Annotated in this window: 25 protein-coding genes and 1 pseudogene; 6 read left to right on the top strand and 20 right to left on the bottom strand. The window is 71.2% G+C overall.

Going from position 1 to position 25,725, the window contains the following annotated elements; genetic code table 11:
• Window positions 1-79 precede the first annotated feature (79 nt).
• The 4 genes from vanX to ACYF6T_RS39455 all read right to left on the bottom strand — a co-directional run bounded on the left by vanX (window position 80) and on the right by ACYF6T_RS39455 (window position 3,872).
• Window positions 80-703, bottom strand: a complete 624-nt coding sequence (gene vanX / locus ACYF6T_RS39470) for a D-Ala-D-Ala dipeptidase VanX (protein WP_461702777.1) — start codon at window positions 701-703, stop codon at window positions 80-82.
• Window positions 693-1,739, bottom strand: coding sequence for a D-alanine--(R)-lactate ligase VanA-Sc (gene vanA-Sc / locus ACYF6T_RS39465; protein WP_461702776.1), 1,047 nt, complete (start codon window positions 1,737-1,739; stop codon window positions 693-695). The genes vanX and vanA-Sc overlap by 11 nt, the downstream gene beginning before the upstream one ends.
• The gene (locus ACYF6T_RS39460) at window positions 1,732-2,772 is read right to left on the bottom strand and encodes a D-isomer specific 2-hydroxyacid dehydrogenase family protein (RefSeq protein WP_461702775.1); all 1,041 of its coding nucleotides are present in this window, start codon (window positions 2,770-2,772) and stop codon (window positions 1,732-1,734) included. The genes vanA-Sc and ACYF6T_RS39460 overlap by 8 nt, the downstream gene beginning before the upstream one ends.
• A 146-nt stretch (window positions 2,773-2,918) precedes the next feature.
• On the bottom strand, window positions 2,919-3,872 hold the full coding sequence (locus tag ACYF6T_RS39455) for an alpha/beta fold hydrolase (protein WP_461702774.1): 954 nt from the start codon (window positions 3,870-3,872) through the stop codon (window positions 2,919-2,921).
• 215 nt (window positions 3,873-4,087) lie between these two features.
• Here ACYF6T_RS39455 and ACYF6T_RS39450 point away from each other — a divergent pair, with 215 nt between their 5' ends.
• Window positions 4,088-4,633 carry a winged helix-turn-helix transcriptional regulator gene (locus tag ACYF6T_RS39450; RefSeq protein ID WP_461702773.1) on the top strand — a complete coding sequence of 182 codons (546 nt, stop codon included), beginning with the start codon at window positions 4,088-4,090 and terminating at the stop codon, window positions 4,631-4,633.
• A gap of 117 nt (window positions 4,634-4,750) precedes the next feature.
• Window positions 4,751-5,416, top strand: coding sequence for a class I SAM-dependent methyltransferase (locus tag ACYF6T_RS39445; RefSeq protein ID WP_461702771.1), 666 nt, complete (start codon window positions 4,751-4,753; stop codon window positions 5,414-5,416).
• Here the strand turns inward: ACYF6T_RS39445 and ACYF6T_RS39440 are convergent.
• The 5 genes from ACYF6T_RS39440 to ACYF6T_RS39420 are packed head-to-tail and all read right to left on the bottom strand — an operon-like array spanning window position 5,411 to window position 9,981.
• A complete protein-coding gene (locus ACYF6T_RS39440) occupies window positions 5,411-7,264 on the bottom strand; it encodes an ABC transporter ATP-binding protein (RefSeq protein ID WP_461702769.1) in 1,854 nt (617 codons plus the stop codon). The two genes, ACYF6T_RS39445 and ACYF6T_RS39440, sit on opposite strands and share 6 nt — an antisense overlap.
• Complete coding sequence (locus ACYF6T_RS39435; protein WP_461702768.1) at window positions 7,261-7,698, bottom strand: lasso peptide biosynthesis B2 protein; 438 nt, start codon at window positions 7,696-7,698, stop codon at window positions 7,261-7,263. Before ACYF6T_RS39435 ends, ACYF6T_RS39440 begins: the two co-directional genes overlap by 4 nt.
• Window positions 7,695-7,949, bottom strand: coding sequence for a lasso peptide biosynthesis PqqD family chaperone (locus ACYF6T_RS39430; RefSeq protein ID WP_461702767.1), 255 nt, complete (start codon window positions 7,947-7,949; stop codon window positions 7,695-7,697). Before ACYF6T_RS39430 ends, ACYF6T_RS39435 begins: the two co-directional genes overlap by 4 nt.
• Window positions 7,950-7,993: 44 nt before the next feature.
• Window positions 7,994-9,844 (bottom strand): lasso peptide isopeptide bond-forming cyclase, encoded by a 1,851-nt coding sequence (locus ACYF6T_RS39425; RefSeq protein ID WP_461702766.1) that lies wholly within the window; start codon window positions 9,842-9,844, stop codon window positions 7,994-7,996.
• A 26-nt stretch (window positions 9,845-9,870) separates the two neighbouring features.
• A complete protein-coding gene (locus ACYF6T_RS39420) occupies window positions 9,871-9,981 on the bottom strand; it encodes a keywimysin-related RiPP (protein WP_107047813.1) in 111 nt (36 codons plus the stop codon).
• Between the two features lie 521 nt (window positions 9,982-10,502).
• Here ACYF6T_RS39420 and ACYF6T_RS39415 point away from each other — a divergent pair.
• Window positions 10,503-10,847 carry a DUF6343 family protein gene (locus ACYF6T_RS39415; RefSeq protein ID WP_461702763.1) on the top strand — a complete coding sequence of 115 codons (345 nt, stop codon included), beginning with the start codon at window positions 10,503-10,505 and terminating at the stop codon, window positions 10,845-10,847.
• Here the strand turns inward: ACYF6T_RS39415 and ACYF6T_RS39410 are convergent.
• Window positions 10,837-12,015 (bottom strand): PP2C family protein-serine/threonine phosphatase, encoded by a 1,179-nt coding sequence (locus ACYF6T_RS39410; RefSeq protein WP_461702791.1) that lies wholly within the window; start codon window positions 12,013-12,015, stop codon window positions 10,837-10,839. The two genes, ACYF6T_RS39415 and ACYF6T_RS39410, sit on opposite strands and share 11 nt — an antisense overlap.
• A gap of 1,423 nt (window positions 12,016-13,438) precedes the next feature.
• On the opposite strand from ACYF6T_RS39410, the gene ACYF6T_RS39405 reads away from it, so the two are divergent.
• Window positions 13,439-14,128, top strand: coding sequence for a DUF4142 domain-containing protein (locus ACYF6T_RS39405; protein ID WP_461702790.1), 690 nt, complete (start codon window positions 13,439-13,441; stop codon window positions 14,126-14,128).
• 232 nt (window positions 14,129-14,360) lie between these two features.
• Here ACYF6T_RS39405 and ACYF6T_RS39400 read toward each other — a convergent pair whose 3' ends face one another.
• Window positions 14,361-15,353: a hypothetical protein gene (locus ACYF6T_RS39400; RefSeq protein WP_461702761.1), complete on the bottom strand. Its 993-nt coding sequence runs from the start codon at window positions 15,351-15,353 to the stop codon at window positions 14,361-14,363.
• 188 nt (window positions 15,354-15,541) lie between these two features.
• Window positions 15,542-16,039, bottom strand: a pseudogene (locus tag ACYF6T_RS39395) (class I SAM-dependent methyltransferase); the annotation flags it as partial.
• Window positions 16,040-16,289: 250 nt separating this feature from the next.
• Between ACYF6T_RS39395 and ACYF6T_RS39390 the strand changes: the two are divergent.
• Complete coding sequence (locus ACYF6T_RS39390; protein ID WP_461702760.1) at window positions 16,290-16,802, top strand: MarR family winged helix-turn-helix transcriptional regulator; 513 nt, start codon at window positions 16,290-16,292, stop codon at window positions 16,800-16,802.
• Window positions 16,803-16,808: 6 nt separating this feature from the next.
• On the opposite strand, the gene ACYF6T_RS39385 is transcribed toward ACYF6T_RS39390, so the two are convergent.
• The 7 genes from ACYF6T_RS39385 to ACYF6T_RS39355 all read right to left on the bottom strand — a co-directional run bounded on the left by ACYF6T_RS39385 (window position 16,809) and on the right by ACYF6T_RS39355 (window position 23,952).
• Entirely contained in the window at window positions 16,809-17,996 is a 1,188-nt protein-coding gene (locus ACYF6T_RS39385; RefSeq protein ID WP_461702759.1) for a PP2C family protein-serine/threonine phosphatase, read from the bottom strand.
• On the bottom strand, window positions 17,974-19,836 hold the full coding sequence (locus ACYF6T_RS39380) for a PP2C family protein-serine/threonine phosphatase (protein WP_461702757.1): 1,863 nt from the start codon (window positions 19,834-19,836) through the stop codon (window positions 17,974-17,976). The genes ACYF6T_RS39385 and ACYF6T_RS39380 overlap by 23 nt, the downstream gene beginning before the upstream one ends.
• Complete coding sequence (locus tag ACYF6T_RS39375; protein WP_461702755.1) at window positions 19,833-20,909, bottom strand: SpoIIE family protein phosphatase; 1,077 nt, start codon at window positions 20,907-20,909, stop codon at window positions 19,833-19,835. The genes ACYF6T_RS39380 and ACYF6T_RS39375 overlap by 4 nt, the downstream gene beginning before the upstream one ends.
• Window positions 20,906-21,349: an anti-sigma regulatory factor gene (locus ACYF6T_RS39370; RefSeq protein WP_461702753.1), complete on the bottom strand. Its 444-nt coding sequence runs from the start codon at window positions 21,347-21,349 to the stop codon at window positions 20,906-20,908. The genes ACYF6T_RS39375 and ACYF6T_RS39370 overlap by 4 nt, the downstream gene beginning before the upstream one ends.
• A complete protein-coding gene (locus ACYF6T_RS39365; protein WP_461702752.1) occupies window positions 21,349-21,768 on the bottom strand; it encodes an STAS domain-containing protein in 420 nt (139 codons plus the stop codon). Before ACYF6T_RS39365 ends, ACYF6T_RS39370 begins: the two co-directional genes overlap by 1 nt.
• Window positions 21,765-22,664: an STAS domain-containing protein gene (locus ACYF6T_RS39360; RefSeq protein WP_461702751.1), complete on the bottom strand. Its 900-nt coding sequence runs from the start codon at window positions 22,662-22,664 to the stop codon at window positions 21,765-21,767. The genes ACYF6T_RS39365 and ACYF6T_RS39360 overlap by 4 nt, the downstream gene beginning before the upstream one ends.
• Before the next feature lie 109 nt (window positions 22,665-22,773).
• Window positions 22,774-23,952 (bottom strand): PP2C family protein-serine/threonine phosphatase, encoded by a 1,179-nt coding sequence (locus ACYF6T_RS39355; RefSeq protein ID WP_461702750.1) that lies wholly within the window; start codon window positions 23,950-23,952, stop codon window positions 22,774-22,776.
• A gap of 197 nt (window positions 23,953-24,149) precedes the next feature.
• On the opposite strand from ACYF6T_RS39355, the gene ACYF6T_RS39350 reads away from it, so the two are divergent.
• Window positions 24,150-24,584, top strand: a complete 435-nt coding sequence (locus ACYF6T_RS39350; protein WP_461702749.1) for a MarR family winged helix-turn-helix transcriptional regulator — start codon at window positions 24,150-24,152, stop codon at window positions 24,582-24,584.
• Between the two features lie 786 nt (window positions 24,585-25,370).
• On the opposite strand, the gene ACYF6T_RS39345 is transcribed toward ACYF6T_RS39350, so the two are convergent.
• The coding region (locus ACYF6T_RS39345; protein ID WP_461702748.1) for a dioxygenase family protein at window positions 25,371-25,725 on the bottom strand (355 nt) is incomplete at its 5' end.

Genomic DNA, 25,725 nt, shown 5'->3' with positions numbered 1-25,725 from the left:
GGACGGGCTGTTGTCGGGAAGGCTGAGGGGAACGGGTTCGTTCGACATCATGCCGGCATCACCTTCACGGACTGTGCGTTCATGCTGTGCTCATTTGTGTGATGGGAAAGTCGAAATACGTGTCGGGATACGGTTCGTCTTTGAGGGTGTAATGCCACCACTCGCGGTCGTAGGGTGCGAAACCGCAGTTCTCCATCGTGGTGCGGAGATACTCTCGGTTGGCCGTTTCGGCCTGCGTGATCCCTTGCGCTCCGTGATGCGAGACGGGGTCCATCAGGTCGTGCCCGCCGCCCATGGCAGCGAGCTCGCCGGTGTCGAGGTGAAAGAACGTCAGGTCGACCGTGCTGCCTCGGCTGTGGCCCGACCTGCGGGCCACGTAACCACGTTCGAACATCTCGGCCCGGTTGATGTTCGGATGGTGCCGTGATTTCGTCGAGCCGTCCTCCGGCTGTCGCGACCAGCGCAGAAAGCAGTCCACAGCGCTTTGGGGGCGATACGCGTCCCAGAGCAGCAGGCCGAAGCCGAGGGATGCGGCTTCTTCGCGCACGTGTTTCAGGGCGATGCCCAACGCCCTCGTTCCGACGATACGATTCGCCAGGTAACCGTCCACCGGTTTGCCGGTGAAATTGTCCCAGGTGGCGTACTTGGCGTCCCAGCGAACGCCGGGTATGAACTCGTCCAGGTAAACGAAGTCACCGTACATCGGCTTCTCGCGTCAAGGTCAGCGATATCAAGCGGTCGATCACTTCGGAAAGCGGCAGTCCAGCCGCGTCCATCATCCTCGGATAGCGGCTGTAGGACGTCATGCCCGGCAGGGTGTTCACCTCGTTGAGGACCACGGTGCCGTCGTCCTTGAGGAACATGTCCACGCGCGACAGTCCCCGGCAGCCCAACGCGCGGTATACGGCCTTGGCGGTTTCCTGCACGAGCGTGCGCGCCTGCACCGGGATGTCGGCGGGAACGATCGGCGTCGAGTTCTCGGAGCCGTTTTCCGGGTTGTCCTCCTGGTGGATCCTGAAGAAGCCGTGGGACAGGGCCATTCGGTCGACCTCGCCGGTCACCAGATCCGGGCCGTTGCCCAAAATGGCGCATCCGACCTCGCTGCCGACGACGGCCTCTTCGATCAGCACCTTCGCGTCGTACTGCCTCGCGGTGGCCACGGCACTCGGCAGTTCCTCCTTGCCCGCCACCTTGCTGACGCCGAAGGACGATCCCGACCGGGCCGGTTTCACGAAGACCGGATAGGTGAGCCGGTCGGCGTCGATGTCCTCGTCACCCGTGATGGTCCAGAAACGGGGAGTGGCGATTCCCGCGCTCCGGGCGACGAGATAACTCAGGGATTTGTCCATGCACAGGGCGGAACTCTGGACGTCGCAGCCGACGTAGGGGATGCCGGACAGCTCCAGCAGCCCCTGTACGGCACCGTCCTCGCCCAGCCTGCCGTGCAGCACGGGCAGCACGACGTCCAGGCCGATGGTGTCGTATCGCCCCTGCTCCAGCACGAGCAGTCCGGGTGCGCTGCTGTCCGGCGACAGTACGGCCGGACGGCACGTGCCGTTCTCCCAGTCCGGGGCGGGCCAGTCACAGAGCTTCCAGGAGCCGCTGCGCGTGATGCCGATGTAGAACGGCTCGTAGCGGTCGAGGTTGAGGTTCTTCGCGACCTCCTGCGCGGACTTGACGGATACGGGGTGCTCCTCGGAGCGGCCGCCGAACACGATTCCGACCTTCAGCCTATCCATTCCGGTACCTGCTTTCGAAGTCCAGGCAGTTGACGATGGAGTTCTCCACGGTGTCGCGCAGGGCGTGGTCCGTGTAGTAAGCGGTGTGCGGACTGATCAGCACGTTCGGCATTTTCTGCAGTCGCAGCAGCGTCTCGCTCTCCACCCGCTTGTCTCTGCAGTCCGCGTAGAAGACGCCTTCTTCTCCTTCGACGACGTCCAGTGCCGCCCCGCCCACCCTGCCGCTTTCCAGAGCTGCGATAAGGGCCGCGCTGTCGATGAGCGCACCCCGTCCCGTGTTGACGAGGAAAGCCCCCGGCTTCATCAGTCCGAGACGACGCCGATCGAGGAGGTGATGGGTATCCGGGGTCAGCGGCGCGTGAAGCGTGACGATGTCGCTCTGCCGCAGCAACGTGTCCAGGGAGACGTACTCGGCGACGGTGTCGCGCCGGAGGCTATGGGCCAGCACCCGGCAACCGAAACCGCGCAACCGCTGCACCACTGCCGCGCCGATACGTCCCGTCCCCACCACGCCCACGGTCAGATCACGCAGTTCCTTCCCGCGCATGTCGTTCAGGCGGTAATCGTGGACATCGGCCCTCAGGACGGTGGACTTCGCGTCGCGCACCGCCATCAGCATCAGCATCACGGTGTAGTCGGCCACGCTGTCCGGAGAGTAGATGACATTCCCGACCGTGATGCCGACGCCGGCCGCGTACGCCACATCGACGTGGTTGTATCCGATGCTCCGCGTGGAGATGTACGCGATGCCGGCTCGGCTCAGCGCGAGAAGGGTGGAATCGGTGATCCGGGTCTTATGGCTGACGCTGATGCAACGGTTGCCGAATGCCAGCTCGATGTTGGCTTCCGATACCCCGTCCCCCGTGATGGTCGGCGCAACGCCATAGAGCGGCGCCAACTCCCGGAACAGAACAGCCTCGTCCCGTTCGCACCCGTAGACGGTGATTCCTGCCGGCGGAACGGCCGAAGAGATTCCGGATGTCGGCGACCTGCTCGGGCGGGCCCTGATGCGAGCTGGATTGCTGTGCGTCATGCCGCCAGTCAAGGCGGTGAGGCGTTGTGGGCGTGTATGCGCTTTTCGATATAGGGACGATAAGTTACCGGGCCGTAGGGCGAGATGGGCCGCCAAGGAGCCGGCACCGCCGCCAACAGCCGATCAGGGCTGGAGGGAGGGCTATCTCAGGCCGCAGGTGCCACATTCGCCTCTCCGGCGTCCCTGGCCGTCGCGTCCAGGAACAGCCGTGTCAGCGCGAGGATGCTGTCGGGGGCGTCCTCGGGGCTGTAGTGCCCGGCGCTGGGCAGTTCGCTGATCAGGCCGTTGGGGAAGGCGGCGCGGAAAAGGGGCAGGAAGTGCTCGGCGCGCAGGGTCTGGTCCTGGGTTCCCCACACGGCCAGGGCGGGAATCCTGGCCGCCGCCTCGCGTGCCGCGGGTGAGGGCGTCTCGAAGCGGTGGGTGCCGAGCGCGAAGCCCTTCGCCCAGCCCAGCGCGCCGAGCGTCTGCCCCGGAGTGGGGAACGGGGTCGCGTAGGCGCGGAGCCAGGCCGGGGTGATGACGGTGTTGTCCTGGAACCCGTTGAGCTTCAGGGTGCTGAGGATGGTGTACCCGAGGGCGCCGAGCACATCGTCCAGGGTGCCGTCGGCCTCGGCCTCGGCGATCCAGCGGAACCAGGGGGAGTGCGAGGCGTTCGCGGCCACCGCCTGGGCCAGGTCGGGCTGGCCGAAGGGGGTGGGGGCGTTGAGAGCGACGACCCGGGTGACCAGCTCGGGCCGGCGGGCCAGCAGGCCCATGCCGACCGGGCCGCCGAAGTCGTGCACGACCAGCGTGATGTCGCGCAGCCCCAGGTCCAGGACGAGCGCTTCGGCGTTGTCGATGTGGTCCTGGAGCCGGTACGTGCGATCAGCGGGCGTCTCACTCTTGCCGAAGCCCATGTGATCCGGCACCACCACCCGGTGGGTGCCGGAGAGGCCGGCGATCAGGTGACGAAACAGGTAGCCCCAGGTCGGCTCGCCGTGCAGGCACAGCAGCACCGGACCGGTGCCCTCGTCGACGAAGTGCATGCGGAACCCGGGGGCGGAGCTGAAGTGCGGGGTGTAGGGGAAGGTGCCGTCGAACGTCTCGTCCGCCGTGATCATCGGAGAACTCCTCGGGAAGTGCCCGCGGCCGGGTGGCCGGCGGGAAGTCGACAGGGTGGGCAGGGCGCCGTAGGGAAGTCGAGGGCCTGGCCGGATGCTGCGCCGGAGCAGGTTAGGCAGAAGTGGTTTTGATATGCAACCGGACTGGTTTGGCTCTGCTACCGATGTAGTCTTCTTCGGGAACCCGTCACCGAACAAACCCAAGCGGAGGGGCAGTGGTCGACCGAAACGGCGAGGACGAGAGCGCCGTGAGCGCGGCGGTGCCGCCGACCTGTCCGGTCATGCGGACGGTCGACCTGATCGGCGACCGCTGGACTCTGCTGATCCTCCGGGATGCCTTCTCGGGAATCCGGCGGTTCAGCCAGTTCCAGCGCAGTCTGGGCATCGCGAAGAACATCCTCAGCGACCGGCTCGCCAGGCTGGTGGCGGCCGGTGTGCTGCGCACGGAGCCGGCCGACGACGGCACGAGCTACCGCGCGTACGCACTCACCGACGAGGGCGTGGAGCTCTTCGACTTGATCGTCGCCTTCCGCCAGTGGGGCGAGCGCCATGCCATCGAACCCGGCACCTCCTACCGCCCCCTCATCGACCTCCGCACCGGCCGACCGCTGGCCCGGCTGACCTACACACGCCCCGACGGCACCCCGGTCCATTACGACGAAACCCGTCTGGGTGACCCCTTGCCGATGGCCTCCAGCCCAGACGGCACCGCCCGTCGGCACCGCAGCCAGAGGCCGCTGACCACTCCCGAGGGCGATTGACGTCGGCCGCGTCCGGCCTACGCGGACGGGCCGGGCCGCCGGCCTCGGGAGACGGCGAGACGCCGGTCCCCGTCCGGGAGTTGACCTTGCCCCTGGGGCAAGCCCGACAGTGGCGCCATGACCAACGCATCAGATCAGCAACGGCTCCTGGCCGAACAGCGTGCCTACTACAGCGCCGTCGCCCCCGACTACCTCGACCAGCGCCTCGACTTTCCCGGTGGTGCGGGGCCGGCCGAGGCGCTCGACGCGTTCCGGCCGACCGGCAGCGTGCTGGAACTGGCGTGCGGCCCCGGCACCTGGACGCCGCGGTTGCTGCGCCACGCCGGTGACGTCACCGCCGTCGACGCGTCCGCCCACATGCTCGCGATCGCCGCGAGCCGCGTGGGTGACGGTGCCCGGGTGAGATGGGTCGAGGCCGATCTGTTCGCCTGGCAACCCGACCGTCGTTACGACGTCGTCTTCATGGGGTTCTGGCTCTCGCACGTGCCCGCCGGCCGGTTCGCTTCCTTCTGGTCCCTGGTGGACGCCGCCCTCGCGCCGCACGGCCGCGTGTTCTTCGTCGACGACTTCTACCGCAGCCCGGACGAACTCGTCGAAGGCCCGGAGTCCTCCACCATCCGGCGGCGCACCCCGGACGGGACGGCGTACCGCATCGTCAAAGTCCCTTACGAGCCGGCGCAGTTGGAGCAGCGGCTGCGCGGGCTCGGCTGGGACGTCACGGTGGTGACGGCGACAGCCGGCCCGCTGTTCTGGGGTTCAGGGCAACGGGCCAGTGCCTCATGACCGCCGCGGCCGGACGTCGTCCCCGCCGGGGCGGAGCATCTGGCTCGCGGCCAGCTCGCGGTACAGGGCGCTGTCGGTGAGCAGGTCCTCGTGGCGCCCGCCGGCGGCGGTGCGGCCGTCCTGCAGCACCACGATGTGGTCGGCGTGCTGCACGGTGGACAGGCGGTGGGCGATGACCAGCAGGGCGCACTCCTGGGTGATGTCCTTCATGACGGTGGTGAGCGCCGCCTCGTTGATCGCGTCGAGGTGGGAGGTGGGCTCGTCCAGCAGGAGCAGTGCGGGGCGGGCCAGCAACGCCCGGGCCAGAGCGACGCGTTGGCGCTCGCCGCCGGAGAGGGTGTTGCCGCGCTCGCCGATCACGGCGGACAGGCCGCCGGGCAGCCGGTCGACGACCTCGTCCAGTCGGGCCAGCGCGAGAACGCGCCGGACCTCCGCATCCGACGCGTCGGGCACGGCGTAGGTGATGTTGTCGCGCAGGGTGCCGCGGACGACGTGGGTGTTCTGGTCGACGACGGCGATACCGCTCCGGCAGGCCTGGCGGGTGAGTTCGCGTGCGGGCCGCCCGTCGAAGAGCACGGCGCCCGCGTCCGGCTCGTAGAACCTCGCCACCAGGGCGAAGACCGTGCTCTTGCCGGCCCCGGAACGGCCCACCAGGGCCACGTACCGCCGGTGGGGGACGTGGAAGGAGACCCCCCGCAGGACCGGGCGCCGCGGGTCGTAGGAGAAGTGGATGTCGTGCAGGGTCAGGGCGGGCGGCCGGCGGGCGGCAGTCGACCGTCCGGGCAGGGCGCTGGCCGGCCCTCCAGGGCAGCGGCTGGGCTGCGCCGCGGGTGTGGTGGGCTCGACGGGCAGGCGGAGGGCCTCGTCGATGCGCTCGTAGGCGCCCATCCCGCGCTGGATGAGCCCCACGGCGCGGAAGACGGAGGACAGCGGCAGGACGAGGTAGGAGGCGTAGAGCAGGAACGCCACCAGGTTGCCGAGGGAGCCGGCCTGGCCGCCCACGCGCAGGCCGCCGACGACCAGGACGATGAGGAACGAGCCCTGGACGGCGACTTCGACGGCGGAGCTCATGACGGAGGCGAGTTTCGCGGTGCGCACTCCCGCGTCGTAGGCCGCGTCCACGCGGACGCCGATGCCGGCCGCCTCGCGTTCCTCGGCGCGGTGCACGCGGACCATCGGCAGGGAACCCAGAGCCCGTTCGAGATCGGCGGCGAGGGCTCCGACGGAGTCCTGCACCCTTGACGACGCACCGCGGATGCCGGTGAGCAGCGAGGCGACGACCAGGGCCGCGGCGCCGACGGTGCCGGCGACCAGGAGCAGCAGCAGAAGGTCGAGCCACGCCATGAGGACGACGGCCCCGGCGGCGACGAGGCTGCCGGTCACCAGATCCACCAGTGCCTGCGACACGACCTCCCGCAGCACGGTGGTGTCGGCCGTCGCCCGGGAGACGAGGTCCCCGCCGCGGTGCCGGTCGTACTCCCTCATCTCCAGGCGCAGCAGCCGCCCCACCAGCCCGTGCCGCAGCTGCCGTACGACGCCTTCGCCCATCCGCTCCAGGATGAACCGGCCCGTGGCCGCCGTGGCCGCCTCGACGAGGAACAGCACGCCGAGCAGTACCAGCAGCGGCCAGACGACCTGACCGCGCCCGGCCGCGTCCACCACGCGTTTGGCGACCAGGGGCTGGGCCAGCCCCAGCGCCGAGCCCGCGAGCGTCATGACCACGGCGACGGCGAGGGTGCGACGGTGCCCGGCGGTCAGCCGGTACGTCGTGGCCACCGCCGCCCGGGTGGACTTGTCGCCGTCGGCCACCGCCGCCCGGTCGCCGTGCGCGAGCGTCGCGCCGGTCATCGGTCCGTGGGCCGTGGCGGCGGGCCGACGGCCATCAGCCGGGCGAAGTAGCCCTGCGGCACGCCCTCCCCGACGGGGCGGCCGTCCGCCTCGATCCAGGCGTGCGCGGTGAAGGGCGGGACGACGCGCACACCGGTGCACCAGGTCGGCCACGTTCCGCCCAGACGGCACAGCAGCGCCGCCCCCAGGGAGCGGGGCAGGCACCCCTTGGGTCCGGCGCAGCGCAGGCTGACCGAGCACATGGCGTCGCGCGCCTCCTGCGCCTGCGCGTGAGGGGCGGGCGCGGCGCCGCGCCGCAGCACGCCGAGTACGGCGCGGATGCGGCGCGGCGGCAGCAGGGCGAGGGCGAAGGCGGGCAGCAGGACGAGGCGGGCGGCCACGCGCCGGGCCGGGGACACGCCGCTCGGGCGTTCCAGCGCGCTGGGGGTGGTCATGAGGCGAGCCCCGCGGTCCGCAGCTGCCGTACGAGGGTGTCGACGTCGTCCTGGGCCTGCGCCTGGCAGATGTCGAACTCCCGGACGAGGGCGGCCGTGGCGTCCGCCTCGTCGCCGCCGTCGAGCAGCGTCCGCACCACCAATGTGGCGGTCGGGTTCAACTCCCAGTAGGCGCCGGCCCGTTCGTCGAGCAGTACGGTGCCGTAGTCGGTCTCGGCCGTGCAGACGTGGTCGCCGAACCGCAGGGGCATGTGAGGGCCTTTCTGACGTGCCGGGCAAGGGACGGGGGCAGGGATCAGGGTTGGGGGACGCGGGCGGGCCCGCGCGCGAGGGCGCGCAGCCACACCTCGGCGGCGATGGTGGAGTAGAGGATCGCCTCGGACAGTCCGCGCGAGGCGGGCCGCAGGGCGAGGCGGCGCAGCTCGGCGGCGTCCACCAGGCCCAGCGCGGCCAGCCGCGAGTCCTCCCACAGGGCCGCCAGGTCGGCCCGGTGCTCGCGCAGTCCGTTGGCGGCGTCCATGGAGGCCGTGGCCTTGTTGGCCCGGCGCAGACAGTCCTCGGGCACGATCCCGCGCATCGCGGCGCCCAGGACGGGCTTGTACTGCCAGGGGGTGACGCGCTCGCCCGGCCGTACGGCCAGACACGTCTCGATGACGCGGTCGTCGAGGAAGGGCGAGGCCATCGGCAGGCCGGCGCGGGCCGCCATCGTGTCCCACTGGCGGATGACGCGGGTGCAGGAGCGGATCTGCTCCAGGTCGGTGTGCAGTCCGCGGTCCGGATGCAGTGACGAGGCCGTGGCAGCGGCGGCGAGCAGCGCCCTGCGGGCCACCTGTTCGGCCTCGGGCGTCACCCAGTGGAACAGGCGCGGGGCCATGCCCCAGCCGAGTCCCGTGGCCACGGACGGGGGCAACGGGTCCCGTAGCCGGCCGGCGGCGTCGGCGAGCCACGTCCCGTAGGGCCGGGAGTCGGCGAGCGCGCGGGCCGTGCCCGCGAGCGGCCACTGCCACAGCGCCCGGAATCCGCGCAACTGGCGCAGCGCGAACAGGGGTCGGGTGCGCAGCAGCCGGTGGTAGTACGCCTCGGAGCACCAGGCCACGTGGTCGCCGCCGATGCCGGTCAGGTGCAGCCGGCTGCCGCGGGCGGCGAGGCCGGGCAGGTGGTGCAGCACCCGTGAGCGGTCCATGACGCCGATGGTGGGCTCGTCGAGGAGGTCGTCGATGCCGAGCAGGTCGTCGTAGACCAGTGGTGAGGCGTCGGCGTCCCACACCACGTGCTCCACGTCCGGCAGGTGTCCGACAGCCCGCTGGGCCCAGTGCAGATCGGTGTCGGCCGGGTCGCGTCCCGGCCATGTACTGGCGACGACGCGGGCGGGGGAGCGGTCGGCCAGGAAGCAGACGGAGGTCGAGTCCAGGCCGCCGGACAGGTCGCAGCTGACGACGCCGCCCAGGCGGGTGCGCACGCCGACGGCGTCCTGCAGGGCGGTGCGGATCAGGGGAGCCGCGTCGGCGAGCGGCATGACCGGCTCGGGCGGCGTCCACCACCGGGTGTGCCGTACCGTGCGGCCGTCCGCGGCGAGGACCAGGGCGTCCTCGGGAGCGACGGCGGTGACTCCGCGCCACATCGAGGTCTCGAACAGCGGGTACGGTGCCGGCCACAGCAGCCGCACGGCCAGTTCCTGTACGTCGATGTCGAGGCCCAGGGCGGCGGCGAGCAGGTCGGCCCGGGTCGCGGCCACCCGCACCCCGCCGATCTGCGCGTGGAAGACGAGCCGCAGTCCGGAGGCGGTGCCCTGGACTCGGGTGCGGCCGTCGAGGGCGCCGACGAGGTGGAAGCTGCCGGGGAGGGAGCGGGCCAGCGTGTCGAGCTCCGCCAGATCCCGCAGCCGGGCTGCCCGGCGCCGCAGTTCGCCGGCGTCGAGCGGGCAGCAGCCGACCACGGCGAGGGAGGCGCCGCCGGCGTGGGCTACGAGGATCTCGTCCTCGCTCCAGTGGCCGACCAGCCAGGGCCGGCCCGAGGCGTGGGCGACGGTCCGGCTGCCGGGGCGGGCGAAGGAGCGGGCCACGGCGGCCGCGTCCGCACGGTCGGTGAAGACCGCGAAGTGCGCGTCGCCGGGGCCCGTCCTCGCACCTGCGTGCGGTTCAGTCATGACGTCGGGTCAAGGACCGTCGGTCGTCAGTTCTTGCTCAGGATCAGCCGGTCGTTGCCGGAGCGCTGAAGCAGCCCCGTCTCCTTCCGGAACGTACCGAGCCGGACGAGCGTCGGCGCCTCGTATGCCTTCTTCATGACCACTCCTCACATTCGGGTGACCCGGCCGCTTCCCTCGACTGACGGACCAGGCCCGTCGGGAGCCCGGTCCGGGAAGCGGCCGCACCACCAGCTAGCTGCGGAGTGGCGTGCCGGGGCAAGTGCGACAGCAAAGGTCCGATAATGTGCAGAATCTGTTTCCTTCGCGCTGCCTGCTCGTCTCGCGTTGCGTGCCGGGTCGGTACGGCGTCGGTGCCAGACCGGCCATGTGCAAACCGGAATTAACGTTTTGACCATGACGTCCGGCAAGTGAGCCCTGCGCTTGCCGAACGCCCTTGACGCCGACCACATGCAGGCGGCGCCGGGCGCATTCCGGACACCGGCACGGGCTCCGTTTCCCCAGGACTCGGCCCGGTCGATGGTGAGGGTGGCTGAGGCTCTGTGCGGTGGGCGGGGTGTTGCGGGTGGGCTGATCCGATGTGCTGCGGGTGTTTGCCGACGCAGGCGCGGGTTACGCGGTTGGTTCTGGTGAGCCGTATGAGCGCCGCAGGAGGAACCTGATGAGCCACGAGCACTCAGGCCGCAGCGGGCCGTCGATGCCGCGGGCGCGTTCCGGTGCGCCGGGTCGCCGGCCTGCGCGCACGGGTTCCGAACCGACGACGGCCCGTAGCCCGCTGCGGCTGCGCCTCCTGCTGGCGGCCGTGTTCCTGCCCCTCTTCGTCGCGGCCGCCGTACTGTTCGGCGTCGGCGCCGGGCAGTGGGAGCACGGAGACAGTCCGAGCCGTGCCGTCCTGGCCACCGTCGCCGCCGTGTGCGCGGTGCTCGCCCTGACGGCTGCGATGGACCTGTGGATCGTGGCGCAGCGGCTCCGGCGCGAGCGCGGTGGTCGCCTCCTCAGGGAGTGAGGTCCGTCTGCTGCCCACGCCACTCGGTGAGCAGGACGGTGGCGTCGTCCTCAAGCTCGCCTTCGTTGTGCGCCAGCAGGGCCGCCATGAGGCGGCGCAGGGTTTCGTGCAGGGTGTGCCCGCCCGAGTGGTGACGCCGGATGAGGTCGATGAAGCGGTCCCGTCCGAACTGCCTGCCGCAGGCGTCACGGGCTTCGATGACACCGTCGGTGTACAGCAGCAGCCGGTCGCCGGGTTCGAGCTGCTCGCTGCGCTCGTGCACGGGCAGGCCGAGACCCGTTCCCATGGGCCCCGCCGGCGGACAGGCCAGATCGACGGTCCACCGGTTGTGGCGCAGCAGGATCGGCAGGGGGTGCCCTCGGTTGATCCACGTGAGCCGGCCGGTGGCCATGTCCAGATCCGCCAGGGTGGCCGTGACGTAGCGGCTGGTGCCGAACTGATCGATCAGGACGTTCTCCACCTGACGGCTGGTCTCGGCCAGTGACGCACCCTGGCGGCGGGCGTTGCGGCAGGCGGCCACGGCGACGTTGGCGGTGATACCGGCGGCCGTGTCGTGCCCCATGCTGTCGAAGATCCCCAGGTGGAGACAGCGATCGGCCACGGCGTAGTCGAAGGCGTCGCCGCCGACCTCGTAGGCGGGTTCCATCGCGGCGCCCACCGTCGCTTCGTGTCCGGCGTAGGCGAGCGGGGGAGTGAGGTTCCACTGCATCTCCGCCGCCACGTTCATCGGCTCGGTGCGGACCAGACGGGCGTAGGAGTCGCTGAATGAACGCTTGCTCAGCAACAGAAGCGCCGTCATCGCCGCCAGATCACGCAGCGCCTGCCGGGTCGCGGCGTCGTCCCGGTCGGTGTCGGCACGCAGCACGCCCAGGCGTTCCACACCGTCGGTGATGGCCACCCACCACCGTCGCTGGTCCGGCCGGTCGCCGGTCGCCGCCGGTTCGCTGATCAGATCGACGCGCTGATAGGCGCGGCCAGGCAGGCTGCCGGGCACCGTGAAGGTCTGCCCGTTCGCGCCCGCGTCCTGGCCGACGCCGGTGAGCCGGCGCAACACCGTCTCCCGAAGGTCCACGATGAAGACGGCCGCGTCGCGCAGGTCCGCGGCGGCGGCGCACTCGGCGATCATGCCAGGCAGTTCTTCGAGGGTGCTGGTGTGGCTCGCCTGCATCAGCCGTACCAGCAATGGCGCGATACGGTCCGCCACGCGAGCACCTCCCGCTGATGGATCTCGGACATCGAGTGAGGGAATCGAGTGAGGGATACGTCCGTCACACGTGTCGTCTTGCGCACTTCCTGGTCCCTCGTGCTCTTCACCCCGGCTACCCCTCCTGGGGCAGAGCACGCGGCCGGCTTTTCACCGCGTTGCGGGACGGTGCCGTCAGGCGAGGACCGTCTCCTGAGTCCGGTCGAGCCGGCCGGTTCGGCTCTCGGAGACGAGGCGCGATCTGCCGACGCAGGGAAAGGCGAGCCTCGAACTGGTGGACTGTGCAGTGCTCAACTGAGTAGGGCCGGTTGGCCTCTCGCGCTGGGGCCGACGGGCCCTGTCTCGCCGTGGAGCGGGCCGTGAGGATGGAAGCGGTCGAAGACGTTCCTCCGCTCTTCGTGCGGCGGGCCAAGCGCGGTGGTCGCCCCCCTTATTACGCCGCCGCGTACGGGTGCCCGCTGGGGAAGTCACGGCGGAGTTCGTGCCACTGTGGCTGCGGCCGGGTTGTAGGCGGGAGAAACACCGGCTGCGCGTCCGTGCGGTACAGCCGCACGGACGCTCCCGGCACCTTGCGAGCAGGGCGGCCGCCGCCGGTGGTCGGCGACAGCGGCGGCGGCCGTTGGCGCGAGAAACCCTGCGCCGCTCCCCATGGCAGGGGGCTCTCGCGCCGGATCGTCCTCACGTGCCCTGGGGCGTGCGGGAGGTCGCCCCAGCTCGAACCGGCCGCAAGGACGAGGCAGGCAGGTGGGCCTGCGGACCGTTCATGTCGATGCAGGCCCTGGTTTCCCTGCTGGTTCGGTTGTCGGGGGCCCGGGGGCCCGGGGGCTGGGGGCCGCAGCCGGGCCTCCGCGCGGAAACCGCGGAGAACCCGGCTTGTCTGTTCGAATCCTAAGAGGCGTCGGGAGGGCGGCGACAGCGTGCGATTCGGCCTGCCCGAACCGTCGCCGGTCGACGTCCCGTACCTCCAAAGCCGCTGGAGCCACCGGTGCCTGCTGCCGCCCGGGCACCAGAGCCTCGGCGTGTTTCACGGCCGCCGACGAACCGGGAAGTGTCAGGTATGCGGGTTCGGCCCTGACCCTTCCCGGCCGCCGTTACATGATCGACGCCGGGGACCCCGGTTCCGATAGGGCCGAACAGTCCCTGTCTGGGGCTGCCGGCAGGGACCAACGGCCCTTTTTCATCCCGGAGTTGTGAATCACGGCGCTGCTCTGAGGACAGAGCACTCGCGGTGAGTGGGCGTTCACGCAGGCACCGTCGGCTTGACGAACTCATTGCCAGCCCAAAAGGTTCCGCGGGGCCGCGCATCCGTACTCGTGCGCGTGCGGGTATCGAACTGGAAGCAGGAGAGACGGTGCTCGTTTCACGGAAAGCGGCGGGAACCCTGTTCGTGGGTGGTGCGCTCGCCACCACCCTGGGGTCCCTCCTCTACCCCAGCATGCTCGGAGTCCAGAAGGTCGGCAGCGCGCCCGAGCTGGTGATCGCCCATCCGGCGACCGGGCCGCTGACGCAGGCCGACCGGGACTTCGTCGTCAAGGTGCGTTCGGCCGGCCTGTGGGAGTACCCGGTCGGTCAGATGGCCCTGAAGAAGGGCACGACCAAGGTGATCAGGACAGCCGGTGAGCATCTGATCGACGGAGACGCCTCGTTGGACGCCGCCTGCCGCAAAGCCGCCGGTCAGCTGGGCATCACGCTTCCCAACCAGGCCTCCCCGCAGCAGCAGGGCTTCGTGTCCCGGTTGAACGCGGACAGCGGCAGGCAGTTCGACACCGACATGGCCACCATCCTGCGAGCGACGAACGGCCAGGTCCTCGCCACGATCGCGAGCGTCCGCACCACCACGCGCAACTCGCTGGTCCGCGCCTTGGCGGACCAGGCGAACGACACTGTTCTGGATCACATCACGGTCATGGAGAAAACCGGTCTGGTCGACTTCGATCAAGCTCTCGCCCAGGAGACCACCGCGCCCGACCTCCCCGCCAGGGAGGTGAGCCCGCCGCCTCCGGTCGCGGGCCAGCCGCAGGTCGTCCTCACCCCGCGGGCACACGGCACGGTGTCCACGAGTCCCTCGGCGGGATGAGGGCGCGGGCCGAGCCACCCGTCCCGCCGGGCCGACGCGACAGGCCGCAGCCTCGCCGAGCCCAGCAGTGACGCGCTGCTGGTCCGGCACCTCTCCGGGCGGCGACACGGCGCCGTACCGGAGAGGTGTGCACGCAGGGGTGGCCGTCCGACCGGATGACGTTCAGTACGGCGGTGCGTTCCGCGCACGTGCCGCCGCCAGGGCCCGGCGGGGCGGAGCGAGACGTGCCTGTTCATCCTTCGCCGGCGTCGATGATCTGGGGATTCGTGGACAGCCACTGTCGGGCGTCGAGGAGCCGGGTGCGCTCGGCGACGCGGTGCAGGGCCGCGACGGCTTCGCTGTCGAGAGCGGCGCCGCTGTAACCGACGTAGGCCACCACACCGGGGGCGGGTTCCCAGACGAGTGCGCCGTTGCCGCCCAGCGCGGAGCTGAAGACGGCGGCTTTGCCGTGTACGGTGCCGGACGGCTGGGCGCCGGTGCCGTACAGGGCGTCCTCGATCCCGCCGCTACGCGTGATGCGGGTGAAGACCAGACCATGGCCGAGAGCCGCTGTCTCGCCGACCTCGTCCGCGCTGTAGCGGGCCTCGGTCGCGTACGCGGAGCGCGCGGTGCCGGTTGCGGTGACGGACAGGCCGGAGGGCGCCGCGACATGGGGCCGGCCGGAGACGACGGTGGCCGAGGCGGCGATGCGAAGCAGCTCGCGTCGTGACAGGTCGCCGCGGACACGTGCGTAGGCGTCTGCCACCGGCCAGGTGACCTCCCCGTCCCGGCTGCGGCCCGTGGCCTCGCCGATGCGCACGTTTCTGCCCGAACCCGGCGCGGAGACGGGAAAGGTCAGCACCGCGCCGTGTCGTGCCAGCGAGCCGTCGGCGTGGCGGACGGTCACGGTCCAGGGGCCCTTGTCGGCCGTGGGATCGCGACGGACCAGCGTGTAGTCCCGGGGCACGGCCACTCCCGTGACCACAAGACCTGCCGCCCGCTCACTCGCGTCGGGGCGCGGCGGGAACGAGAGGTCCGGGCGGTCAGGTGCAGGGTTCGTGGCCAGCGTGGTCGGTCCCCGGGGCGGTTGCGTGGCGCGGTCGGAACCGGCACCGCCGCTCCAGACCGCGATGCCGGCCACGAGCGCCCCGGCCAGGGCAAGAGCCGCCGCCGTCACCGTCGTCCAGCGGGCCGGTCTCCACGGTGGGCGCTCCGGTCCGCTGCTGACTATGTCCTCCTTCTCCATGTACGCAGTCTGCCGGATCCGCCTTGCGGGGAGAGGAGTTGTCAGCCGTTGCCGCGTGCCCGTGGTGCGGCCCGGACGGTTCCGGGCTGGACGTCCTGAAGGAGGTCGAGTTGACCGCCCCGGTAGGAGGAGGGTGATGCGCGGGTGGGCCCCGGCGGATCGCACTGGGGCCCACTCGGGGTGGTGTGTCAGCGGTTCATCAGGACGAACACGCCCCACCCGAGGTATTCGCGCTGGTACGTGGCGTGCCGGACGGGTGCCGTGACGAGTTCCGCGCGCAGTTCGTCGGCCAGTTCGTCGTCGGGGTTGGCATCCAGCCAGCGGCGGATGTTGAGCCACTGCGCCGCGGTGTACCGCTCCCAGCTGTCTTGGTCGGCGAGGACCATTTCGACGACGTCGCAGCCCAGGGCACCGAACCGTTCGAGCAGTTCCGGCAGCGGGAGCAGGTCGTCCTTGCGGGCCAAGTGGCAGCCCTCGACGGTGGCTTGGTCCTGGGGTTCACGGCGCCAGTACGGTTCGCCGGTCAGCATCATGCCGTCGGGAAGGAGGCTGCGCCGCAGGAGTCCGGCGATACCCACCGGATGGTCGGCGACGTGGTTCGAGGCGTCCGCGTGCACGAAGCCGACCCGGTCGGCGACGTCCAGTTCGGCCGCCCGCGCACGGGCGGCGTCGAGGAAGACGGTGCTGGGGAAGGCGGCCGGCAGAAGCCGGCTGCGATTGCCTGAACCGTCGTCTGAAGCACCTCTTCGGACGTGGGGCGGCTGAGACCGGTCGAAGGTACGGCCGCCGCCGTCGCGTGTCCATCACAATGTCGCCTCCCGCTGGTGGCGGCCGGGGTGGGCCGGGTGGACGTGCTTGCTCGACGGGTCTTCGGGTACCGCGTTTGAATGAGGGTGGCATCGGCATGGCTAGACGATTACTGAAAGTGATGTGCGTGTGACTCGTCTCAGTGGCTCGGGGGACGACCAGCCGGGGGGACCGGGTGACGACCCCCTCTCCGTCGCGTCGGAGATCGCTGATGCCGTGGACGCCCTTGCGAACCTGTGGTCGGTGGCCGCCCAGGGGGCCAGTCTGCGGCTGTCGCCGCACCAGTTGCGGGCCTTGCGGATCCTGGAGTCCGAGCCGGGGCTCAACCTGACCGCTCTGGCGGAGGGCATGGAGATAGGGCCGCCGACCGCCAGCCGGTTGTGCGACCGGCTGGAGGCGGCCGGTCTGCTGGAGCGGCTGCTGCATCCGCACAAGCGACGTGAGGTGCAGCTGGTCCTGACGGGACGCGGTAGACAGGTGCTGAAGGAAGTGGCTTCGCGTAGATCGCAGGCGCTTGTCGTCGTGCTCGCCGCCATGGCGCCCGGCGAACGGGAGGCGCTGACCCGGGGCATGCGCGCCTTCCGCACCGCTCAGGGCGGCGTCGACAAAGAAGCCGACGGGTCCGACGGGCCTCACCCCTGAGCGGGGTCAGTCCGGGCGGCCGTTCCAGTCGAGACACACCACCGCGGCGTCGGAGGTCAGTTCCCTGCTGCCGAAGTGCTCGATCAGTCCGGCGACGACCGCGCGTGCCGTCTCGTGCGGTGCCGCGGAGCGCGTGGCCCCGAGGATCTGGCGCAGGGCCTGCTCACCGAAGAGGTCGCCCGCCGTGGACCGGGTGCCGTGGACGCCGGTGCTCACGGCGATGAGACGGTCCCCGGGCTCCACCTCGAAGGTCTGCTCGGTGTAGAGCGTCTCCTCGAACATTCCGAGCGGCAGTTGGGCTTCGAGCTCGATGCGGTCGGTGTGGCCGCCGCGCTGGCGGAACAGCTGCGGGGAGCCCGCGTCGACCGCGAGAACCGAGCCGGTGGCCAGGTCGAAGTCCAGCAGCAGCGTGGAGGCGTACGACTTGCCGCCGTACTGGGCGTAGACGGCCTGGTCGGCGAGGGACGCCTGGTCGGCGAGGCCGATGCCGGCACGGCGGGCGTTGCGCAGGGCACTGACCGTGAGGCTGGTGAGCAGGGAGGCGTCGATGCCCTGTCCCATGCCGTCGGTCACGGTGAGGACGAGGTGGTCGGCGCTGGTGGACCAGTCGAAGTTGTCGCCGCCGATGGCATAGGCGGGTTCGAGGTGGGCGCCGATGACGTACTCCGCGCGGGCACAGCCACGGCCGGGCAGCAGCTGCCACTGCATCTCCGCCGCGAGGGTCAGCCGCCGGGTGCGTCGGGCCTGCAGGTAGAGGTCGGTGTCGCGGCCCGCGGTGGTGACCTCGTGGCCGAGTGCCGTGGCGAAGTCGGCCAGTTGGAGCACGGTGTCCGGATCGACGGCCCCGGCCGGCAGCCGTACGCAGAGCACGCCCAGTCGGTCGCCGCGCACGGTGATGGGCAGATGGACCAGGTGGCCGGCCGGTGTGTGCAGGACTTCGAGGACCGGTTTCTGGGTGAGGAAGGCGCTGCCCGCGGGGCCGTCGTGGGCGGACACCGGCGTGTCGGTGTGCGGCAGGTGGGAGACCGGTTGCAGGACGGTGAGGCTGTAGTCGGCGAGGAGGAGGGTCACCTCCCGGGCGCCGAGCCGTTCGGCGAGCAGACGGCCGGCGGTGGCGACCAGCGCGTGCGGGGCGGCCGCGCGCAGTTGGGCTTCCGCGGACGGACGTGGTTCAGAGGCATTCACGGGATCCACCCTCTCGCCTGGTCGCCTCCACGCTATCGCGCGACGCCTCGCGTCCGGCCGCCTCGCTGCGGCAGGAGGGCCGGGCAGCCGTCCCGTGCGGCGGTTGTCCGGTGGGTGCCAGGGCGTGGCACAGCAGCAGGCAGACGTCGTCGTTGCGTTCCGCGTCGTGCAGGAGCGGTTTGAGCAGGGTGTCGGCTGCGGCTTCCAGGTCCTGTTCCAGTTCCGCGGTGCCCAAGGCGCCCAGTGCCTGGCCGAGACGCTCGATGCCGACGTCGATGCCCTGCGTCCGGCGTTCGACCAGGCCGTCGGTGTAGAGCACCAGGGAGGAACCGGGGGGCAGTTCGGTGCGGTGATCCGGGTACACGTAGGGCAGGGGAATGCCCAGCATCACGCCGGGCCTGGCGTCCAGTACGCGTACGGTGCCGTCGGCGCCGCGCACGAGGGCGGGCGGGTGGCCCGCCGAGGCCCAGTCGATCGCCGGTTCACCCGGCCGGAACCGGGCGATCATCGCGGTGGCGTACAGGTCCGGCTGAAGGTGGCAGAGCATGCGGTGCAGGCGCGTGAGGATCTCACCGGGGCTGGTGTCCTCCAGGGCGTAGGCGCGCAAGGCGGTGCGCAGCTGGCCCATGACGACGGCGGCGCGCAGCCCGTGGCCGGTGACGTCGCCTATGACGGCCAGCAGGCTGCCGTCGGGCTGGAGGAAGGCGTCGTACCAGTCGCCGCCGATGTTCATGCCCAGGCTGGCCGGCAGATAGCGCGCGGCCAGCAGCAGCCCGGGTGGGGTGGGCAGGTCGGTGAGCTGGGCGCGCTGCAGGGCCTCGGCGGTGTCGCGGTACCGCTCGTAGCGGTGTGCGTGCTCCAGTGCGACGGCGACCCGGTGGGCGAGCTCGGCCAGCATCATCGAGGTGTCCGCGTCGAAGCGGGGGCCGGGGGCGGTGAGGGTCAGCACGCCCAGCAGGCGGTGTGTCACCAGGGGAAGGGCCAGCAGGGGCCGGTGCGGCGAGAGGGCGGAGGGCGGCAGGTCGTCGATCCCGGGCAGGGCGCCGGGGTGGGGGCCGGCGTGCTGGGGACGCCCTGTGCGGGCGGCGGCCACGGCGGCGGCCGAGTGCTCCCGTACCGGCTGTGCGTGCTCGTCGTAGCCCCGGTACTCGTCGTTCTCCTCGTCGAAGAGCCAGACGTCGAGATGTTCCGCGTACTCGGGTACGAGCATGTCGCACAGGCGTCGCAGGATGGCCGTGTGGCTGAGTGAGGAGGTGATGGCCGCGCTGGCGTCACCGAGGAACGTCAGCAGGCGCCTGGCCCGCTCCGCCTCCGCGCGTGCGGCCTGTTCGGCTTCCAGAAGGGCGCGCTGGGTGTGTGCCGCGGCCTCCAGGTCCGCGTGCAGCGCCAGAACGCCCTGGTTGGTCTGGTGCAGTTCCTCGCGGTGCAGGCGCAGGAGCTGTTCCTGCTCGTCCACGTGGTTCAGTACGGCCGCGGTGTGCTCGTCGGCGCGCAGCAGGGCCTCCGGGATCGGCTCGGTGGCGCGGAGGCCGTCCCGGACGACGGGGTGCGGCAGGGAGCAGACGAGCGGGGATGCCTCGTCCGTTCTCGGCGCGGACGAGGCGACCGGGCTCAGCGCGACACGCAGCCGTCCGTCTTCCGCGGCGGTGGCCTGCCGGATGCGGGAGACCATTTCCCACGCGCCGCCCTGGTCGAGGCAGTGGCGCAGCCGCGCCGTCAGCGAGGTGAGGAAGCGTGCCCGTTCCAGGGCCGGCGTCCGGCCGTCCGTGACGATGCGGTCGACGGCTGCGCGGGCCTGGGCCGCGTCCGCGAGCGATGCGATCTTCCAGACCTCGGAGGGTGCGGTCATGGACGTCCGTCCGGTGGAGGGGGGAGCAGTACGGCGACAGTGGTGTCGTCACGCGGGGGGCGGGCTGCGCTGCCGGCATCCCTGAGGATGAGTGTGGCCACCAACGCCGGGTCGTGGCGGACCAGTTCGGGATCGCTCGGGGGCACCCAGCGGCTGGGCAGGCCGTCGCTGTGCAGGACGAGCAGGCTGTCGGGCTGCCAGGCCGCCTCACGCACGGGCACGGTGGCGGGGAAGTGGGCTCCGACGATGCCCGGGTGGGAGAGCAGCGGCTGCCAGGTGCCGCCGGTGCGCAACCTGGCGCCGATGTTGCCGACGCCGGCGAAGGAGAGGCGGCCGGTGTCCTCGTCGAGTTGTGCGATGCCGATGGCCGCGCCCCGCGTGTCCCGCAGTGTGGCATGAAGCTCTCGCAGCATCTCGACCGGCGGCAGATGCGCGATCGGGCGCAGGGCCCGCACGGCGGCGGTGGACGCCTCGGCCGCCTTGTCCCCGTGGCCGAGTCCGTCCGAGAGCAGCAGCGTGACCCGGGAGCCCGAGCGCACCCGGCTGAAGTCGTCGCCGGAGTGCTCGGCTTGGGCGAGAGCGGTGGTGATGCCTCCGGCCCGGGTGCCCGCAGGGGAGTGGGTGGGCTCGGCGTGCGACGTGGCGGGCGCCGTCGGCACGGGGCCGATGCGCGCCACCGAGACGGTGCCCCGACCCGGCCGGCTGTAGAGGTCGAAGGCGTCGGCGATGCGCAGACAGGTGCCCAGGCCCGCACCGAGGGAGGAGGTGGCGGTCGTGTGACCGTCGCGCAGCGCGGCCGGGACGTCCGTGATGCCCGGTCCGTGGTCGAGGGAGGCGATCTGCACGCAGGGCACGTCCGGCGCCAGGGTGTCGGCGGGGGAGGCCAGGTTGATGAGGATGCGGCCGCCGCTGGCGTGCTTGACGAGGTTGGTGCCCAGCTCCGTGGCCACCAGCGCCGCGACGGCCGTGGAGTGGGCGTCCGTCCCCAGGTGGGCGCACGCGGCCTCCGCGGCGACGCGCACGTCCCGGACTCTGGTGCTGTCCTGGACCGGGATGTCCCATACTCTGCTCACGGCGCCCCCGTCCGGGGGGAGGGCAGGCCGGAGACCCAGTCGGTGATGGTGACGGTGGTGCCCTGGCCGGGATGGCTGTCGAGCGTGAACTCCTGGACCAGCCGCTTGGCGCCGCTGAGGCCCATGCCCAGTCCGCCGCCCGTGCTGTAGCCGTCGGTCATGGCGAGTTGGACGTCCCGGATGCCGGGTCCGGTGTCGACGAAGGACAACCGCAGGCCGCGCGCGGCTCCTGTGCCGACGGCCGTCATCTCCATGTGCCCGCCCCCGCCGTGGACGAGGGTGTTGCGGGCCAGTTCGCTGGCCGCGGTCACCAGCTTCGTCTGCTGGACCAGGTTGAAGCCGAGGCCGGCTGCGGCGCGGCGCACGTGCTGACGTACCCAGGCCAGATCCGCGTCCGAGCCGATCGGCAGGCGAGTGGTGGCAGTGAGGGAGGCATGCATCACGCACCCTCTTCCGGGTGAGCGGCCGCAGCCGTCGAGGGCGTGCGGCCCAGCGCGGACATGGCCGCCTCGACGTCCAGGGCCGTGATCAGGCCGGGCAGGGTGAGGCCCATCTCGACCAGGGTGATGGCCACGGCCGGCCGCATGCCGGCCAGCACGGTCCGTGCGGCCAGCAGGCGTGCGTTCGCGGCGATCTCGGCCAGGATGCGGCCGAGGAAGGAGTCGACGATCTCGACGCCGGAGACGTCGATCACGACACCGCCGACCGGCACCGGGCTGGACGCGATGCGTTGGGTGACGTCGTATCGGAGCTGCTCGGCTGCCCGGTCGTGCAGCTCTCCCTGCAGGGTGACCAGCAGGATGTCTCCCAGGGCCAGTACCGGCACCAACCCTGCGGGGGCGGCGAAGAAGCCGGTCACCGTGGGCTCGCTCCGGCGAAGGCGGGGCGGGGGGAGACGACGATGCCCTGCTGGGAGAGGGCGTGGGCCAGGGCGTCGGCGAGGCTGGCCCGGGTGATGATCGATCCGAGGTCGATGCCGAGGTGGACGATGGTCTGCGCGATGGCCGGGCGGATACCGGAAACGATGCACTCCGCGCCCATCAGCCGGGCGGCGGAGACCGTCTTCATCAGGTGCTGGGCCACGAGCGAGTCGACCGTCGGCACACCGGTGATGTCCAGGATGGCGTAGCCTGCCCGCAGATCCACGATCGCTTCCAGCAGACTCTCCATCACGACCTGGCTGCGGGCGCTGTCGAGCGTGCCGATCAGGGGGACCGCGACGATGCCCTCCCACAGTCTGATCACCGGGGTCGCCACCTCCAGCAGCTGCTCGCGCTGCCGGGCGATGAGTTCCTCGCCCGCGTGGACCGTGGTCTCCATGACCACCAGGCGGAGCGTGCCCATCAGCACGGTCAGCGCGAGCGCGCACGCCTGCGCGTCCGGGGTGGCGGGGGTTTCGAACTCGGCACGCAGCAGCGCGGTCACCGGCTCGCGCAGGCCGGCGACCTCACCGTCGATCTGCGCCGGTCCGAACCCCGCCTGGGCCCGGGAGGCGGTCATCCGGCCGAGCTGTTCCCGTACGGCGTCGAAGCCCGCGGCCCGGACGTCCTCCAGGCGTCCGGAGCGGGCCACGTCGGCCAGGGCGTCCACCACGGCCTTGCACGCCTCGACCGCCTCGTCGCGGGAGACGGTGAAGACCGTGCGGAACAAGGCGGCGTCCGCCCACCGCTGGGCGATCTGCTCACGGCGCCGTTCCAGGAAGGCACCGAGCTCCTTGGTCGCCTCGGGGGCCGTGTCGTACTCCGCCACCTGCATCGTCTCCCTGCTGCCTGCCCTGCGAAGCGGCCATCAGACAATTATTGTCGCATGGCAAACTTAGCGTGAGGGCGTGTGGCGGAACAACACGCCTCGTCACGCCCGCCGGTCACCCCTGCGGGGTTCGGCCGTGCCAGTCCAGACACACCACCAGGGCGTCGTCGTCCGGCACGGCCTCGCCGCGGTGGCCGGTCAGTTCCCGCAGGATGGCCCGCGGGACCTCGGCCGCGGGCAGCAGCCGGGTGGACTGGATGGCCCGCGCGAGGGCGACATCCCCGTATGCCTCTCCCTTGGGGGAGGCGACGGCGTGGACGCCGTCGCTGACGAAGACGAGCCGGTCGCCGGGTTCGACGTGGAAGTCCTGTGCCACGTAGTCGGTCTCCTCGAACATGCCCAGCGGCAGCTGTGCTTCGAAGTCGATCCGCTTGACGGTGCCCTCGCGCAGCCGCAGCAGGTGCGGGGAGCCCGCGTCCACGACGCGCGCGTGGCCGGTGGCGAGGTCGAAGTCGAACATCAGGACGGACAGGTAGCAGCGCCCCCGGTAGTGCGCGTAGACGGCCTGGTCGGCCAGAGCCGCCTGGTCGGCGATGGAGATGCCGGCCCGGCGGGCGTTGCGCAGGGCGTTGATGGCCAGGTTCGTCAGCAGGGAGGCCTCTATGCCCTCGCCCATGCCGTTGGTGACGTAGAGCATCAGGTGGTCGGCGGTGGCCGACCAGTCGAAGTTGTCGCCGAAGATGGCGTAGGCGGGCTCCAGTTGGGCGGCCAGATCGTACTCGGGCCGTGAACAGGAGCGGCCGGGCAGGAGTTGCCACTGCATCTCGGCGGCCAGGGTGAGCCGGTCCTTGCGCCGGGCCTGCAGGTACAGGTCGGTGTCGCGTTCCGCCACGATCACCTCGTGTCCCAGTACGTCGGCGATCTCGGCCAGTTCCGACTCCCACGCGCGCGTGGCGTCCCGCTCGGGCAGGACCACGGACAGCACGCCGAGCCGGTCGCCGCGCACGCTCACCGGCAGATGCAGCCGCACCCGACCGTCCCGCAGCGGTTCGCGGTAGGGCTCCTGGGAACCGAAGGCCCGGCCGGCCGGACTGCTGTGCACGGGCACCGGTTCCGGCTCCGCCGTCTGCGGCGGCACCGCCACCGGTTGCAGCACGGTCAGCCCGTAGTCGGCCATGAACAGCTCGACGTCCTGCGCGCCGTACTGCTCGACCAGCACGGCGCGCAGGACGTCGGGCAACTCGTGCGGAGCCGCTGTGCGCAGGGCGCGTTCAGCGGCCACAAATCTCTTCATGATGGGGATACACCAATCCTTCGCCGGACGACGTACTGGATGCGCTCACGCGGGCGAGGCCCCGGTGAGCGGCCTTCGGCCGCCAAGAGACGTTGCGTTCAGCGCGGGGCTAGTACGCTGACAGGCACCCCAGTGCCTGCGAGAGTGTGACCGTGACTGCCTTCCGCCGCCGCCCAGAGCCCGATGAGGTCGCGCGTGTGACCACCACGGCCGTTGAGCTGCTGGAGGTCGTGTGGGGCCGGGCTTCGACCGCGCCCACCTCCGCGTCCCAGCTGCGGGTGCTGCACATCCTGGAGCACCACGACGGCATCAACCTGCGTACGCTCGCCGAGACCCTCGCCTCCACCCCGCCGTCCACCAGCCGGCTGTGCGACCGGTTGGTGGCGGCCGGGTTCGTGGAGCGGGTGGTGAGCGCGCAGGACAGGCGTGAGGTGCGCCTGCACCTCAGCGGCCGAGGGCGCGGGTTCCTCGCCGACCTGCGGGCCCGCAGGGAGCGGGAGTTGCAGACGGTGCTGCGCGATATGCCCGCCGCCAAGCGGGTCGCGCTGCTGGAGGGGCTGGAGGCGTTCTGCGCCGTGGCGGCGACGCAGATACACGACGACGCCTCGGACTCGGGCAGCCGGACTGCCTGATCCGTCGATCGCGACGCACGTGTCACCGCCGCCTCTCGACGTTGGTGACCAGCACACGGAGTGGCCTCCGTCCACCGGAGCATTCCAGGTCCTTCCCCGCGTACGTTCGACACGGTTACTTTGTTGCCTCATGGCTATTATTGTCAAACGACAACAGTGCGTCTGACGGCCCTTACCTGGATCCGGTTACCCCACGACGGCGGTTTCTGCAGGGGTTGTGCGGTATGTCTCCCGAACGAGGGACGGACGGGCCGTTGCCCGGCACTCGGCACGGGTGCTTGGGGCGTCGGGCGGCACGTCGCATGGGGCGACTCATCCGCAGGAGAGCCGGAAGTGGAGCCGCCAACCGGCACCTCCGTCTCCCCGGCTCGGACGCCGCAGTCTCCTCGGTGGTGTCACGGGCGCCGCTGCCGGAGCCACCCTTCTCGGCGGCATGGCGGCCGGTCCCGCCACGGCCGGCACCCGTGGCGGTGCCGACCGCCCGGTGCGAACGGAGTCGAGGCTGGTGACCGGTGTCCCGGCCGCGACGGAGGGGGGCACCCCCTTGGAAGGGCGTGCGCAGGGCCGACACCTGGGGCGCGGGCGATCTCGCGGTCCTGGTCGGTCCAGCCGTGGGTGAACGCGTTGGACGATCGACGAGGTTCACCGGCAGCCTCTGGTCTAGATCCGGCGACGACTCCTGCCCTGACGGTCGTGTGGAGGTCGGATCACGGCAGGATCTGGCGTGGGCCGCGTGCGTCGTCCGCTACTGACCGGGCGCGGCTACGTCCGTGCCGCGCACGCGCCTCACCCTCGGCGGCCGGCGGGTGCGAGGACGATGTCGAACCGGACGCGCGTCCAGGTGCCGTCGATGACGCGGCCGTCGGGCGTCGGTGTGCCGGCCGGCTGCCGCTCGAAGTCCTTGACCAGGGAGTCCTTCACGCCGAAGACGGTGTCGGAGTCGAGCAGTTCGTCGCCCCGGACGAAGATGTGGGTCACCAGGGTCCGGCACTCCGGTGCCTCGACCATGAAGTGGAGATGCGAGGCCCGCATGGGGGAGCGGCCGGTGGCCTCCAGCATCCTGCCCACGGGGCCGTCGTGCGGGATCGGGTACGGCGTCGGCGTGATGCCCCAGAAGCGGTAGCTCCCGTCGGCTTCCGTG

Source organism: Streptomyces sp. 7R007 (genome assembly GCF_054850255.1).
The sequence above is the reverse complement of the archived record's forward strand: the minus strand, read 5'-3'. Positions and strand labels throughout refer to the sequence as shown.